The 15,643-nt window shown below is 45.4% G+C and carries 13 protein-coding genes; all 13 read left to right on the top strand.

Annotated elements, in window-relative coordinates; translation table 11 throughout:
* Positions 1 to 533 precede the first annotated feature (533 nt).
* The 13 genes from P343_RS31995 (at position 534) to P343_RS31935 (ending at position 15,638) form a co-directional block, all read left to right on the top strand.
* Complete coding sequence (locus P343_RS31995) at positions 534 to 1,853, top strand: UDP-glucose dehydrogenase family protein (RefSeq protein WP_023510967.1); 1,320 nt, start codon at positions 534 to 536, stop codon at positions 1,851 to 1,853.
* A 69-nt stretch (positions 1,854 to 1,922) separates the two neighbouring features.
* On the top strand, positions 1,923 to 3,158 hold the full coding sequence (locus P343_RS31990; protein WP_023510966.1) for a glycosyltransferase: 1,236 nt from the start codon (positions 1,923 to 1,925) through the stop codon (positions 3,156 to 3,158).
* Positions 3,155 to 4,585, top strand: coding sequence for a lipopolysaccharide biosynthesis protein (locus tag P343_RS31985; protein WP_023510965.1), 1,431 nt, complete (start codon positions 3,155 to 3,157; stop codon positions 4,583 to 4,585). The genes P343_RS31990 and P343_RS31985 overlap by 4 nt, the downstream gene beginning before the upstream one ends.
* 221 nt (positions 4,586 to 4,806) lie before the next feature.
* Positions 4,807 to 5,406, top strand: a complete 600-nt coding sequence (locus tag P343_RS31980; RefSeq protein ID WP_152525311.1) for a sugar transferase — start codon at positions 4,807 to 4,809, stop codon at positions 5,404 to 5,406.
* Between the two features lie 36 nt (positions 5,407 to 5,442).
* Complete coding sequence (locus tag P343_RS31975; protein WP_023510963.1) at positions 5,443 to 6,387, top strand: NAD-dependent epimerase/dehydratase family protein; 945 nt, start codon at positions 5,443 to 5,445, stop codon at positions 6,385 to 6,387.
* A gap of 14 nt (positions 6,388 to 6,401) precedes the next feature.
* Positions 6,402 to 7,895: a teichuronic acid biosynthesis protein TuaE gene (tuaE, locus tag P343_RS31970; protein ID WP_023510962.1), complete on the top strand. Its 1,494-nt coding sequence runs from the start codon at positions 6,402 to 6,404 to the stop codon at positions 7,893 to 7,895.
* Between the two features lie 5 nt (positions 7,896 to 7,900).
* Positions 7,901 to 8,584 carry a GumC domain-containing protein gene (locus tag P343_RS31965; RefSeq protein ID WP_023510961.1) on the top strand — a complete coding sequence of 228 codons (684 nt, stop codon included), beginning with the start codon at positions 7,901 to 7,903 and terminating at the stop codon, positions 8,582 to 8,584.
* 12 nt (positions 8,585 to 8,596) lie between these two features.
* A complete protein-coding gene (tuaG, locus tag P343_RS31960) occupies positions 8,597 to 9,367 on the top strand; it encodes a teichuronic acid biosynthesis protein TuaG (RefSeq protein WP_023510960.1) in 771 nt (256 codons plus the stop codon).
* 71 nt (positions 9,368 to 9,438) lie between these two features.
* The gene (gene tuaH / locus P343_RS31955) at positions 9,439 to 10,566 is read left to right on the top strand and encodes a teichuronic acid biosynthesis protein TuaH (RefSeq protein WP_051384775.1); all 1,128 of its coding nucleotides are present in this window, start codon (positions 9,439 to 9,441) and stop codon (positions 10,564 to 10,566) included.
* Between the two features lie 651 nt (positions 10,567 to 11,217).
* Entirely contained in the window at positions 11,218 to 12,015 is a 798-nt protein-coding gene (speD, locus tag P343_RS31950; RefSeq protein WP_023510958.1) for an adenosylmethionine decarboxylase, read from the top strand.
* A 13-nt stretch (positions 12,016 to 12,028) separates the two neighbouring features.
* The gene (locus P343_RS31945; RefSeq protein WP_023510957.1) at positions 12,029 to 13,480 is read left to right on the top strand and encodes an aminotransferase class I/II-fold pyridoxal phosphate-dependent enzyme; all 1,452 of its coding nucleotides are present in this window, start codon (positions 12,029 to 12,031) and stop codon (positions 13,478 to 13,480) included.
* Between the two features lie 5 nt (positions 13,481 to 13,485).
* Complete coding sequence (gene speE, locus P343_RS31940) at positions 13,486 to 14,337, top strand: polyamine aminopropyltransferase (protein ID WP_023510956.1); 852 nt, start codon at positions 13,486 to 13,488, stop codon at positions 14,335 to 14,337.
* Positions 14,338 to 14,438: 101 nt separating this feature from the next.
* Positions 14,439 to 15,638, top strand: coding sequence for a saccharopine dehydrogenase family protein (locus P343_RS31935; protein WP_023510955.1), 1,200 nt, complete (start codon positions 14,439 to 14,441; stop codon positions 15,636 to 15,638).
* Positions 15,639 to 15,643: the final 5 nt, after the last annotated feature.

Genomic DNA, 15,643 nt, shown 5'->3' with positions numbered 1-15,643 from the left:
TCCATTATAAAGGAAAAGGGCAGTTAAATGTTTGATTGAATAAACGTTCAACTGCCCAATGAAAACGAGGGACTTTTTCAGTGACCTCAGTGCAGGCCAGGGGAGACCCCGCAGATGTTCGGTTGATCGAGGAGGCTCCCGGACTGCCCGCGGCAAGCGAGCAACTGGAGTGTAGTCGAGCAGAGAGTGATGTTCAAAAGCCAGCAGTCAGTTTTATAAACAAGGAACAAGCTTAGTCTGGTTTTTCTTAAGATTGATATTAACTCGGAACTCGTTTCGAAATAGATTCAATTCGGCTATTCTCAGGATGGATCCAACTGTGCTGCGAATAGGACCGACTTTTCCATAGATAGGACCAACTCTTTTCGAGGATCGTCTCTTTCCAATCCTGTCCCTCTGCGAAAATTTAACGTAATCTATGCGTTTCCTTAATATTCTCTTTACGTGGGCTATTCATAATTAAGAAAGATGCATGAATTAGAATACCCATGGGTATTTTAGTAATTAATGAGGAAGAATGTGAGGGGACGCAAATGAAGATCGCAGTCATTGGCACGGGGTATGTCGGATTGGTTACGGGTGTTGCGCTTTCTGAAATTGGACATCAAGTGACCTGCATTGATATTGACCCGAATAAAGTTGCGGAATTGAATCAAGGCATCCCAACCATTTACGAACCAGGACTTGGAGAAATGATGCTGAGAAATCAAAGCGCCCATCGCTTGTTCTTCACTGATCAGCATGAAAAAGGCCTAGATGGCGCAGAGGTTATTTATATCGCGGTCGGCACGCCTCAGCGAGCTGACGGATCAGCCAACCTGCAATATGTAGAACAGGCGGCACGCGATATTGCGAACAATATCAGGAAATCTGTGATTGTTGTTATTAAGAGTACGGTTCCGGTCGGAACGAATTTGCATATAAAGAAGATTATGAACGCGAATACCCGTCCAGGAATTCAGGTTCGGATCGCATCAAATCCTGAATTTCTGCGAGAAGGATCCGCCATTCACGATACTTTTCGAGGAGACCGGATTATTATCGGTGCAGAGGATCGCGAGACAGCCGATGTCCTTGAAGAAATCAATGCTCCGTTCGGCATTCCGGTTTTAAAAACGGATCTGTCAAGCAGTGAGATGATTAAATATGCGTCGAATGCTTTTCTTGCAACGAAAATCAGTTTTATCAATGAGATTGCCAATTTGTGTGAAAAATTGGGTGCCGATGTTGAGGAAGTTTCCAGAGGAATGGGCCTTGACCACCGTATTGGTATGTCTTTCTTAAGAGCGGGCATTGGCTACGGCGGCTCATGTTTTCCGAAGGATACGAACGCACTCGTTCAGCTCGCGGGCAACCATCATCACGAATTCAATCTGTTGAAATCCGTTATTGAAGTAAACAATCATCAGCAGCGCGTTCTTGTCGAGAAAATGGTGGCCAGGTTTGGTTCCTTGAAAGGAAAACGAGTTGCCGTACTTGGGCTTGCATTCAAGCCCAATACAGATGATTTGCGTGAATCCCCGGCATTGGTCATCATTCCTAAATTAGTGGAACTGGGTGCAGAAGTGATCACCTATGATCCGATCGCGGCAAATCAGGGTCCGCGTTGGATCAACGCGCCGGCTGCGTATACGAAAAATATCGCAAAGGCTCTGAAGGATGCCGATTGTGCCGTGATTGTGACCGATTGGCCGGACATTAAGCGGATGGAGCCAGAGACTTTCGCTTATTTTATGAAGACTCCGATTGTGTTTGACGGGCGTAACTGCTACAGCATCGCTGCGGTTCGGAAAGCGCGCATTGAATATTATTCAGTCGGGCGGCCGGACGTCGTTCCGGAAGTTATCCGTTAATTAGCAACGTCGATGCTACCGCATCTGCGGAACTCGTGTCCCTAATGTTACAAATGATGGAGAAAATCTATGAATATTCTTTTTTTTGTCGGAGAGTTTCCGAAGCTTTCGCAAACATTTATTTTGAATCAGATCACCGGCATGATTGACGCCGGGCATGAGGTAACGATTCTAGCCAAAAAAAGCGGCACGGGAGAGAAAATCCATCCGGATGTCCGCAATTATGAATTGCTCGATCATGTCATTTATTATGGCAATTCGGAGCAGGCAGACAGCCGCCTACGCAAGGGGCTGTCTTTTGCCCGTGCGCTTTGTGCACACACGACTGCTCGACTTTTTAATAAAAACTATAAGGGCAATGTACCGTTTCGCGATTTGTTGCGGAATCCAAACCTAATTTTGCTGATTCAAAAGCTAAATAAAGTTGATTTGTCTGACCGGGCCATTATTATGGCGCATTTTGGGCCAAATGGCATTCTGGCGCAAAAATGTATCGATATTGGATTACTCAAAGGGGAATTGTTTACTGCCTTTCATGGTTATGACATGCTTCGTTATGTGAAGCAAAAAGGGGCAGGCGCCTACAAAAGCCTGTTTCGTTCATCCGCTGTCATTTTGCCAATCAGTGAGTGTTGGCAAAGGCGTTGCATGGAGTTAGGTGCGGATCCGGCAAGAATTTGCGTGCATCACATGGGCATTGATCTCCTTCGTTTCGACAGCCATCCATCCGAACCAGGCAAACCAATCAAAATTGTATCAGCCGCCAGGCTTGTTGAGAAAAAGGGATTGGAATACGGCATTGAAGCCGTTGGAAAATTAATAAAGAAGGGTTATTCGCTGAATTACCTCATCGCTGGGGATGGTCCGCTAAAGGACAGGCTTCAAGGCATGATCGAGAAAAACAAACTCACTCGTCATGTCCAATTGCTTGGATGGAAAACACAGGATGAGTGGATCGAGCTCATGAAAGATGCACAGATTGTGCTCGCACCAAGTGTCACTGCTGTCGATGGTGATATGGAAGGCATTCCCGTCCAATTAATGGAAGCGATGGCGATGCAGAAGCTTGTGGTCTCGACCTACCATAGCGGGATTCCGGAACTCATCCAGGATCAACAGAATGGTTATCTTGTTGGAGAAAAGGATGCCGTAGTACTAGCAGATACATTGGAACAGGCGATTCTGTCTCCTGAGAAGTGGCGAATGATGACCCAAAATGCACGACGGACAATCCGAGAAGCATTCAACATTCAGAAGTTGAATAAGCAATTGATTCAGCTATTTGAAGAAAAGGGGAAAAAATGAAGGCATTTATTCAACGGTTACTTGCTTTTTCAATTGGCCCGGCAGGTGGTGCGATCATTGCGTTTATTACGATCCCAGTGACGACACATTTTGTTTCACCGGGGGAATATGGCAAGGCAAGTATGTTTGCACTCGTATTGACGATGCTGTCCACTTTTCAGTATCTAGGCATTGACCAGGCCTATACCCGGGAATTCAATGAAGTGAAAGACCGAGCTTCGCTTTTTCTTCATGCCTTGCTTCTTCCCTTAGCATTTTCCATCCTCTTGCTGATCTTGATCATGCTGAATCTTGGGGCAACGTCCCATTTCTTATTTGGTGAAAGCGACCAATATGTTGCATCCATCCTGCTTGGAATTTTGCTCATTTTTGTCACGTTTGAACGGTTTATTCTGCTGTCCATTCGTATGGAGGAGAAAGCGCTGGCTTACTCCATGTTTACCATTTTTATTAAGTTAGTCATTCTAGCTGCGACACTGATTTTTGTCCTGATGATTCGAAGAGACTTTTTGGCTGTGGTATATTCGGCAGCTATTGGTCAGATCATTGGCGACGCTTATTTAATCATTCGGCATCGCCGCTATTTCGTTTTTCGTACCTTTCGTTTTGACAAAGCGCTTCTAAAGCGGATGCTGGTCTTCGGACTGCCGCTTGTGGTTGCTGCTTCTGCCTCCACGCTGCTGAATTCTGCCGGCCGTCTTGCGCTCAGATCATGGGGCAGTTTCTACGATATCGGCATGTTTACGGCTGCCTTGAAAATTGCGGCTGTTTTAGCTGTTGTCCAAACAAGCTTCACTAGTTTTTGGGTGCCGACCGCCTATCGGTGGTACAGCGAGAAACAGCCGATCAGAAATTTCAAAGTGGTCAGCGAAGGTGTCCTCCTTGTCATGTCGGTCCTCTATTTTGGCGTGCTCCTATTTAAAAATCAAGTAATGTATCTTCTTTCACCTGAGTATGTGCCCGCAGCAGGTCTGCTTGGCTTGCTCTGCCTGCAGCCTGTCCTTTATACGGTCAGTGAAACAACAACCCTAGGCATCGTTTTCTCTCGTAAAAGTTATCTGAATATCTGGGTCAGCTTGTGCGCACTGCTGCCATGTCTGGTCATTAATATTCTGATGGTCCCGCGCTTCGGTGTGATCGGCGCAGGCCTCGCAACAGGCATTTCCTATGTCTTGTTCTTTTGGAGCAGAAGCTATTTCTCCGCAAAAAATTGGCAAGGATTTTCCCTGAAAAAGCATTACCTAGTGATGCTGATCCTTCTGTTTGCGGGAATTATTAATGTTTTCCATTTTCCATTGATGGTTTTGGCAAATTTGGGCATGCTTTTAGTAGTGATTCTTATTCAAGCGCGATCGCTTAGTACTGTTTATCGAAAATGGATCCGAACGAAACATTCGGAAGAGGGCTCGTCCACACTTTTCTCTTAAAACTTCAGTTATCGATGATCTGAATAGAGGGGATTTGTAAAGCGCTCGACACATTGTTTACACAACCTTTAATAAAACACCACATTCCCTACATAAACGTTCTCTATAATTGAAACAAGTTCAGCAGAGCAAGCAGCAGATGAACTAGAGAGGTGTTTCATGTGAAGGCGGAAAAAGAAATAGAGGTTTATAGCGGTTATACGTTGGTGAAGCCGTCAAAGATGGCCCTTCCCGAGGGTATCGAAACCTATCTCTGGATCAAAAGGGTCTTTGATATTCTATGCGCATCTGTTGGAGTGGTGCTTGCCGCGCCGATCATCCTTGTTTTTTCACTCCTTATTGTGCTAGAGACTCCTGGATCGCCATTTTATGTTCAGGAACGTGTCGGCAAAAACGGAAAAACGTTTCGGCTGGTCAAGCTCCGCTCGATGCGCAAGGATGCTGAACGCGGAGGCGCAAAGTGGGCAGAGGCACACGATCCGCGTGTAACCCGAGTCGGCCGCTTTATTCGAAAAACGAGAATCGATGAACTTCCTCAACTTATCTCTGTTCTTAAAGGAGATATGTCGATGATCGGACCGAGACCTGAGCGGCCGATGTTCACGGAGGAATTTGATCGCGAGATTCCAGGCTTTAAAAATCGTTTGCTCGTGAAACCGGGTCTGACGGGACTTGCTCAAGTCAGCGGAGGTTATGATTTATCACCAAAAGAGAAACTTGTTTTTGACCTTGTCTATGTACGCAATTTATCGCCGATGCTGGAACTGAAAATTTTGCTGCGTACCATCAAAGTGCTCTTGACCGGCGAAGGTGCACGATAAATCGCATTATGGAATACGAAATCAGGAGGAATTTTCATGGAAAAAGTGCTGGTTACAGGAGGAGCTGGATTTATTGGCTCTCACGTTGTTGAAGCATTACTCCGGAAAAACTATGCGGTTGCTGTTATCGACAATTTTTCAACTGGGCATCATGAAAATATAGCGGGACTGCCCGTTGACTTATATATTTGCGATATTGCTGATCCTGCCGTCATTAATGTGATTCAGTCCATTCAGCCTGATTACATTATTCATTTAGCAGCGCAAATCAGCGTTTCTCAGTCCGTTGCGGATCCGCTTTTTGATGAGCGGACCAATGTTACAGGTTCATTGAACATTATGAATGCTGCAAGGCTTGCCGAAGTGAAGAAAATCGTGTTCGCCTCTTCGGCTGCCGTTTATGGAAATCCTATTGAAATTCCTGTGACCACGAAGCACCCGACGAAACCGGAATCACCCTATGGCTTGACGAAACTAACCGTTGAGCATTATTTGCAGATGTTCGAGAAATTTTACCAGCTTCCATACAGCATTCTTCGCTTCAGCAATGTCTATGGACCAAGGCAGGATGCGGAAGGAGAAGGAGGAGTCGTTTCGATCTTCTCAGACCGTATTCAAAAAGGAACACCGCCGATGATCTATGGTGATGGTGACCAGACGAGGGACTTCATTTTCGTTAAAGATGTTGCAGCAGCAGCTGTAGCTGCCATCAATGTGAAGGAGAGCCTGTGCGTGAATATTTCATCACAGACTGCAATCAGCATCAAAGATCTTTTTCAATTAATGAAAGATGTGTCCGGCTCTGAACTTGATGTCTATTATGGTCCAAAACGCGAGGGAGACATCAGACACAGTGTGCTCTCAAATCAATTGGCTAAAGAATTGCTGCATTGGGAACCTACTGTCTCTTTATCTGATGGTCTTCGTATGACGATCCGTTCAATTAGACGCAAAAAACGTGCAGCGGTGCAAGCGCGTTAATGTGGAGGCATGGGATGGCCGAAACCTCATTATTTGTAGGCGAGAGTCCTATAGAAAAACATCGGATCGTTCTTGAAACAGCGTTAATCATTAGCCTCCTGACGGCGGGTCTCATCGGGGTTTACTGGATCGGAACAGTTTGGCTGCAAGTGGTCGCACTGTTGTTATGGACATGGCTGACTGTATTTTCTGCACTGTATTTCAAGGAACGTGCGACAAGCGCTGACCTGCTCTCAAGCATGATGTACGTATTGATCGCGTCCACTTTCTTGAATCAGGTTTTGCTTAGTCTTTCTGTAGGATTTTTCACTCTATTTATATACCGATTGCTCTTAATCACCTGTCTTGTCGTGTTTTTGGCTCATTCTGTGAAGATCGGCGGTTTCTATAAAGAGTGGAAGACAATGCCGGTGAAAGGGATAATCTATTTTCTCATGTTTTGGATGGCCTACGGCGCTGTATCTTTGCTATGGTCCTGGTCGGTTATCGAAGGCATTAAATATCTTTTTCTGCTTGGCATTGGTCTTCTTTTTATTTTTCTGGCCGTGTTCACGTTTACGCGTGTCGATCACTTAATTGCCTTTCACATGATTTGGTTGTTGATGAGCGGATTGCTTATTGCCATTGGCATGCTCAACCATTTTGGGCATATTCAATTGCCGACATCGACTTTGTATGGCGGGCCGAACTATAAACAAGCGTATCCAACCGCTGTGTTCACGAATCAAAATGATTTCGCGACAATGCTTGCGATCTCATTCTTTTTTTATTTGGCAGCAGCCAGGCATTTCAAAAAGCCTATTGCTAGGGCAACCTGTCTTGTATTCGCGACTGCTTCAGTTTGGCTCATTTATTTAACTGAGTCTCGTGCAAGCTTGCTTGGCGTGGCAGCAGGGGGAATTCTTTATTTGTTTCTGTTGCTTCCTGCAAAGTACAAAAAAGGTACATTGCTATTCAGCCTGTGTCTGACTGTCGGAGGCCTTCTCGTTATCTCAGGCAAGCTGTTTGTGAAGTTGCATGATTTAGTTGTACCATACACGGCATATTCAGTGAACGAAAATCCCAGCTCCAATACGGTGCGTGTCCATCTGCTTCAAAGCGGCTGGCATTATTTGACGGAAACGTTCGGCATAGGTGTTGGCGCGGGCAATCTACCTGTCTATCTTGAGCATCAACCCATCTTGAATACGAACCATATTTTCGAAATTCACAATTGGCTGGCTGAACTAACCGGAAATTTTGGATTTCTGATTGGTGCCGGTTATCTAGCAATGTATCTGACGATTTTTTTCTCGTTATACAAAATATATGCAAAACAAATGGGTAGAAAAGCAAAGCTGCTTCTGGAAACATGCATGACTGCTCAAATTGCATTCTTGGTGTCGAGCATCAGTCCTAGTTCTATTAGCAATTTGTATTTTCACTGGGTATTTTTGGGATTTGTCATTTGCACGGTCTCTGTGCTCAGTCAATCTCAACAACAACCTATACAGTCGGGAGAGGCGTAAAATCGATGAATGCTTTTAATCGAGTGGCAACAAGATTGAAGACACATATTTGGATTGTCCTCGCGTTGCCTATTCTGCTTGGAATCGCCGGATGTGTTGTCCCATTAGGCAAAATGCCATCAAATTATACGGCGCAGGCGACCATTCAATTGGGGAGTTATGGAAATACAGAGTACAACACTCCAGAACAGGTGATTATTCTTCTTTCCAATGCTCCTTTTTATCAGAAGTCACTGCCGGATTTATGGCAGGAAAATAAGCAAAACTTGACGAGTCAGCTGAACATCAGTTCTTTGCCGAATCATCTGATTCAGATCAGCTCTAGCGGCAAGACAGCTGATGAAACTGCGAGACGCGTTAATTTAATTGCAAATGCTTTTCTCACGAATGATCGGAAACAGTTCAATCAAAAATCAAAAATGATCGATCAAGCAATTGGTGACCTGAAAAAGGTAAAGACGTCACAGAGTGATGCTGTGGATCGCGTGCGGCTGCTCTACAAGCTTGAATCTGAGAAATTCAAATTACAACCGGCCCAGTTGCTAGAGGCTGCGGTACCGGGAACCGGATCAAGAACTGTGCCTTTTTCTTCCAAGAAAAGAGCAATACTGGGCTTTATGGTTGGAATCACAATTATTCTGGTTGCGGCATCGCTGCCGGAGTTTGTACGCAATAAGGAAGAAGCGTAGGAGGTGGAGAACATGGCCATAGAACATACGCTGGTTTCAATTATTACACCGACATATTGTTCGGAGAAAACAATTGAACAAACGATCGAATCTGTACGTAACCAAACTTATCCTCATTGGGAAATGATTATTGTTGATGATGGATCAACAGATCAAACTCGTCGATTGCTTCGTGAAGCTGCAGCGGCAGATAAGCGTATACGTCCTATTTTTCTGGAGGGCAATCACGGAGCGGCAGTGGCACGAAATACAGCCCTGGATCTTGCACAAGGCCGCTACGTTGCATTTCTCGACAGCGACGATTGTTGGAAACCAAAAAAATTGGATGAACAGCTTCGCTTTATGGAGATGCATCAATATGAATTTACGTTTACGGGATATGAGCTGATGAGCGCAGGTGGAAATCTTTTAAATAAAGTGATCTCGGCGCCGGCACGAGTAACCTACAAGCGTATGCTGAAGAACACAATTGTCGGCTGCCTAACGGTAATGATTGACAGAGAAAAGACAGGTTCTTTTCATATGCCGGATCTGCGCGCACGGCAAGATCTGGCCACATGGTTGTCTCTGCTCAAAAAAGGGACAGTGGCATATGGGTTAGATGAAACTTTGGCGGAATACCGGATTAGCGGCAAGGCATCTCTGTCCGGAAATAAGTGGAAAGCGGCTAAAAAAACGTGGTTTGTCTACCGACGGGTGGAACGACTTCCACTCTGGCTGTCCTGCTGGTATTTCTGTAATTACGCCGCAAATGCAGTCATCAAACGATTTATCAGTATTTGAATGAGTGCCTTAGTGCTCTATCGAAGGGAAGGAAGACCTTGGAAAATATACATGTTGTGGTTGGTGCGGGCATGTGGAAGCAAGATGGGCTGCGTTACCGCCGTCACCGGCTTGCGGATTTTCTGGCGTCGCAACCAGAAACACATCAGGTATTCTGGGTATGTCCCTCGCCAAGTCAGGCATCTGACACGAGGGTGGGTACGTCCGGAACTATTGAGCAGTGGGCAATAAAAGATTTACTCCCACAGAAATGGTTTCGGTTTGGACGCTATGTGCAGCTCCTTCACAAACAGAAGCTAGAGTCGTTTGTTCGCCGAATACAACCGCTTTCCGGTCAGTATCATTTCTATCTGTGGTATACTTTCCCAGGTTTTCCCGTTCTGAGTGAGATGTTTCATTGGGATAAAGTGATTTATGACTGCAGCGATCTTTGGGCAGCTCCGATCAGCGGCAGGATGTCACTTGCCGGAAAAACGCGCAGACAGCTCATCTTAAATGCTGAGAAGCACATCGTTAACCGAGCCGATCAGATTTTCTGCACCTCGGACTTCCTACATCTTCAGACGGACTTAAAACTGCCTGCCGAGAAGCGAAACCGTGTGCTCACTTTTGAAAATGGGGTTGATTATGACCTATTCGCTACAAATGAGCACATACCAGCCGATTTTTCAGATTATGCCGGAAAAACCGTGCTTGGCTACATCGGCGGCATTAAGCCTAAATTGGATTTTTCACTCATTGATGCCGTTGCACGTAAAAAGCCTGATTGGCAAATTTTACTGGTTGGTCCGGATGGAACAAATGGCGATCCGACATTCGCTCGTCTGCTTGAACGCAATAATGTGAAATGGGTTGGAGGCGTCTCGCCTAAAGAGGTACCTCAGTACATGCGTTTGATTACGATCGGAATGATGCCCTATAAATCCTCTCCTTATAACGACGCGGTGTTTCCATTGAAATTGTTTGAATTTCTTGCGGCGGGCATATCGGTGGTTGGTGTTCATCTGCCGTCCACCAAAAAATATGAGGAAGCGTCTGTATACACATGTCTCGATAGTGGGGATCCAGAGCAGCTCATTCGTGTTTTTGAGCAGATGGAACATGGTAACGACAATCAAACCGCTGTTGGACGGAGGAAAGCTCTGGCGCGATCAAAAGATTGGCCGACAATCTTTACACAAATGATGGAAGCTCTATAACGTAATGTGCCTTCGCGTTCGTTTTATCCATTTCAAAAAGCCTGAATTTAAAATGGCCTTGTGACGGATAATCACGACACGCGTTTTTTTCTTTTATCAGCGCTATAATATATTGTGAATAAGAGAGGAGAAGCGGAACTTATTTTTGCTTGACTTACGGCTACTTCTCTATATAATTGAAATTGAATTTTTGTCGAATACTAGGAGGTAATCCTCCTTTTTGAGTGACTCATAATAGTAAAAATTAGCGAATCAGCGCGAATTTTGTATCGTCCGATTTCGCTACATGGATAGAGCACTTATCTCGCCGTTCGAAAAGAGGACAAAAAGGACCAAGGTCAGGCAGAACGCCACGTCCTGTGGCATGCCTGACACTAGCTCGTCCTGAGCGTCGAAGGTTAAGGAAGCGAAGCTTTGAGCACCGGAGCGTACTTCTACAGGATGTAGTGACTTCAACGTTGCGCATAGGACGTGCGCGTTCTTAGTTGAAGTTCCCCTGTTAATACGTGAGGAGCGGAAAAGCAAGCTGACGCAGAGATTCGCCGGTAATTTTTCCCGGAATTTTCGAACACTCACTTATACATTTTTCCTCTTCTAATACGATGCGATGTCATGGACCCAAAATAACTGGGAAAGGCTGTGAGGATAGGGTTGGAAAATAAGCTGAAATTGTACGGCTTTAACAACCTCACGAAATCACTGAGCTTCAACATTTACGATGTATGTTACGCGAAAAGTGAACGTGAGCAGCGCGATTATATTACTTACATTGATGAACAGTACAATTCAGAACGGCTGACCCATATTCTTTGCCGAGTGACAGAAATGATCGGCGCCCATGTCCTTAACATTAGCAAACAGGACTATGATCCCCAGGGCGCAAGCGTAACGATCTTAATCGCGGAGCAGGAATTTCCAAAAGACAAGATTGATCGCTCGTGCAACTTAGGTCAATATACGAGTGATACGATTGTCGGACACTTGGACAAAAGCCATGTCACGGTACACACGTATCCCGAATTCCATCCTGGGAATGCGATCGCTACGTTCCGTGTTGATATTGATGTGGCCACCTGCGGAGAAATCTCCCCGTTAAATACATTAAATTATTTGATCGGCAGTTTTGATTCGGACATTATTACGGCGGATTACCGCGTGCGCGGTTTTACCCGCGATGTAAATGGAAAAAAGCTGTTCATGGATCATCCCATGACTTCAATCCAGAATTATATTGATGACGAGACACTTGAAAAATATGATGCAGTGGATATTAATGTGTACCAAGCCAATTTATTTCATACTAAATTACTCATTAAAGAGCCGGAACTGCAGAACTACTTGTTCAATCGGGATGTACTTGAAATTCCGCCGAAGGAGCGACTGAAAATCAGCAACAACCTCCGCAAAGAAATGATCGAAATTTTCAGCGGAGCTAATATATTTGATTAGTGGAGTAGAGAAAATGACACATTTAACACAAGAAAGTGCGCCGGTACTTGAGGCGCTGAACCGCTACAAATCGATGCGTGTTGTGCCCTTTGATGTGCCGGGGCATAAGCGGGGCAAAGGAAACCGGGAATTGACTGAATTTCTCGGAGAAAAGTGCCTAACTGTGGATGTCAACTCGATGAAACCGTTAGACAATCTTTGTCATCCGGTCTCGGTCATTAAAGAGGCGGAAGAACTGGCAGCTGCCGCATTTGGCGCTCGTCACGCCTTTTTTATGGTTAATGGAACAACATCTGCTGTTCAAAGTATGGTGATGAGCGCCTGCAAGCGAGGCGAGAAGATCATTATGCCGCGCAATGTGCACCGCAGCGCGATTAATGCTTTGATTCTCAGCGGCGCGATTCCTGTCTATGTCAATCCAGGGGTTAACAAAGAACTGGGTATTTCCCTTGGCATGTCGCTTTCCGATGTTGAGCAGGCTATTCTTGAAAATCCTGATGCGAAAGCTGTTCTCGTCAATAACCCGACATACTATGGTGTGTGTTCCGATCTGAAGGCGATCACAGAGCTTGCCCACAAACACAACATGCTCGTACTCGCCGATGAAGCACATGGTACCCACTTTTATTTTGGCGAGGGGCTTCCTGCTTCTGCAATGTCGGTTGGCGCAGATATGGCGGCAGTCAGCATGCATAAATCAGGTGGTTCGCTGACGCAGAGTTCGCTGCTCCTTGTCAACAACGAATTAAGCGAAGGTTATGTTCGCCAGATTATCAATCTGACACAGACGACGAGTGGTTCCTATTTGCTTATTTCTTCACTCGATATTTCACGAAGAAATTTAGCACTCAGAGGACGCGAGATTTTCAAAAAGGTTGGCGAAATGGCGGAATACGCACGGGCGGAAATTAACCAGATCGGCGGTTATTATGCTTATTCGCGCGAACTGATTAACGGAGATTCGGTCTATGATTTCGATGTGACGAAATTATCGATACTAACGCTGGACATTGGTCTCGCCGGCATCGAAGTCTACGATATCCTCCGTGACGAATATGACATACAGATTGAATTTGGCGACATTGGCAATATTCTGGCCTATATTTCAATCGGAGACCGGATCCTTGACTTGGAGCGGCTTGTCTCCGCACTTTCAGAAATCAAGCGCCGTTACGCGAAGGACAGAACGGGAATGCTCAGCCAAGAATATATAAGGCCACAAGTGGTGCTCGGTCCTCAAGAAGCCTTTTATGCGGAGAGCGAACCGACACCGCTTGACCAGAGTCTCGGACGTATATGCGGTGAATTTGTCATGTGTTATCCTCCAGGGATACCGATCCTGGCACCCGGAGAGAAAATTACCGCTGAAGTGCTGGAGTATATTAAGTATGCGAAAGAGAAAGGCTGTTTTCTGACCGGTACCCAGGACAGTCTGGTGAACAAAATACAGACCGTAAAGGAGTGATCCGATTGGAACTGTGGTTTACAGAAGAGCACACAGATAATGTCACTTTTTCGATAAAGGTGGATCGGCAGATTTACAGTGGTCAGAGCGAATTTCAGCGTATCGATATTTTTGATTCGCTGGAGTTTGGCCGATTTCTGACCCTTGATGGCTATATGATGCTGACGGAAAAAGATGAGTTCATTTACCATGAGATGATTGTCCATGTACCAATGGCTGTTCTCCCTGAAGTCAAAAAGGTGCTTGTGATCGGTGGCGGTGACGGTGGAGCCGTTCGTGAACTGGTGCGCTATCCTAACGTCGAACAGATTGATCTGGTTGAAATTGACCGACAAGTGATTGAGGCATGTAAAACTTATCTTCCACAGACGGCCGGCAAGCTTGATGATCCGAGAGTAGCTATTCATTATGCTGACGGATTGAAATTCGTCCGCTCAAAGAAGGATGAATACGATCTGATTATTGTTGATTCGACGGATCCCTTCGGACCTGGTGAAGGTTTGTTCACAAAAGAATTTTACGGAAATTGCTACAAGGCATTGACAGAAAACGGTGCGATGGTGAACCAGCATGAGAGTCCGTTCTATCCTAAGGATGCCGTTGCTATGCAGCGTGCGCATAAGCGGATTATTGATTCCTTCCCGATCAGCAGGGTTTACCAGGCACATATCCCGACATACCCTTCAGGACACTGGCTGTTCGGATTCGCGTCGAAGAAATATCATCCGATTGAGAATTATGATGCTGCAGCTTGGAAAGCGCTTGGGCTGAAAACAAAATACTATAACGATAAAATTCATGTCGGTGCGTTTGCGCTGCCGAATTACGTGAAGGAACTGCTTGAAGAAATGGAATAGGAGAGATCTGCCTGACTGTAAGGCAAAATCCAGAATCCGGTTCGTAAAGCATTTAATGAGCAAGTCATATGGACAGGCTTAACTATAAGGAGGCGTTTCGATTGGGTAAAGCATTGATCATCGGCGCGGGAGGCGTCGCGAGCGTTGTGGTACATAAGTGCTGCCAGAACTCAGAGGTTTTTGAAGAAATTTGCATTGCGAGCAGAACAGTTTCAAAATGTGAGGCTTTAAAAAAGAAGCTTGATGGTGGAAAGACAAAAATTACGACAGCGCAAGTCGATGCGAACAACGTACCGGAACTGATCACGTTAATTGAAAAGGTTAAACCTGATATCGTCATCAACGTTGCACTGCCTTACCAGGATTTGACGATCATGGATGCTTGCTTAGCGACAAAGGTCGATTATGTAGATACGGCAAACTATGAACCGGAAGACACAGCAAAATTCGAATACAAATGGCAATGGGCCTATCGTGACCGTTTCAAGGAAGCAGGTATCACTGCGCTGCTCGGAAGCGGATTTGATCCTGGTGTCACGAGTGTCTTCTCGGCTTACGCACAGAAGCATTATTTCGATGAAATCCATTCGATTGATATTCTCGATGCGAATGCAGGAGATCACGGTTATCCGTTTGCGACAAATTTTAATCCGGAAATCAATATTCGTGAAGTGACTGCGAATGGAAGCTATTTCGAGAATGGCCATTTTATTGAAACGGAACCGATGTCCATCAAGCGCGTCTACGATTTTCCGCAGATCGGACCGAAGGACATCTATCTGCTTCATCACGAAGAAATGGAGTCGCTCGCACTTAACATCAAAGGCATTAAGAAAATTAGATTTTGGATGACGTTCTCCCAAAACTATTTGACACACCTTAAGGTACTGGAAAATGTCGGTATGACCTCGATTGAACCGATTGAATTTGAAGGTAAGGAAATTGTGCCGCTGCAATTCCTTAAAGCTGTGTTGCCGGATCCATCGTCACTCGGCCCACGGACGAAGGGCAAGACGAACATCGGCTGTATCTTCCAAGGTGTGAAAGATGGTAAGCCATTGACTTATTATGTTTATAATGTCTGCGATCATCAAGAATGCTATAAAGAAGTCGGTTCTCAGGCCATTTCGTATACTACAGGTGTTCCGGCGATGATCGGTGCATCGATGGTAATGACCGGTAAGTGGAAACGACCAGGTGTTTACAATATTGAGGAATTCGATCCGGATCCATTCATGGATGCGCTGAATAAATTCGGCTTGCCTTGGCATGAGAATTTCGCTCCGGCGCTGATTGATTAAGGAGT

Origin of the sequence: Sporolactobacillus laevolacticus DSM 442, assembly GCF_000497245.1 — a bacterium.
GTDB classification, from domain to species: Bacteria; Bacillota; Bacilli; order Bacillales; family Sporolactobacillaceae; genus Sporolactobacillus; species Sporolactobacillus laevolacticus.
The sequence above is the reverse complement of the archived record's forward strand: the minus strand, read 5'-3'. Positions and strand labels throughout refer to the sequence as shown.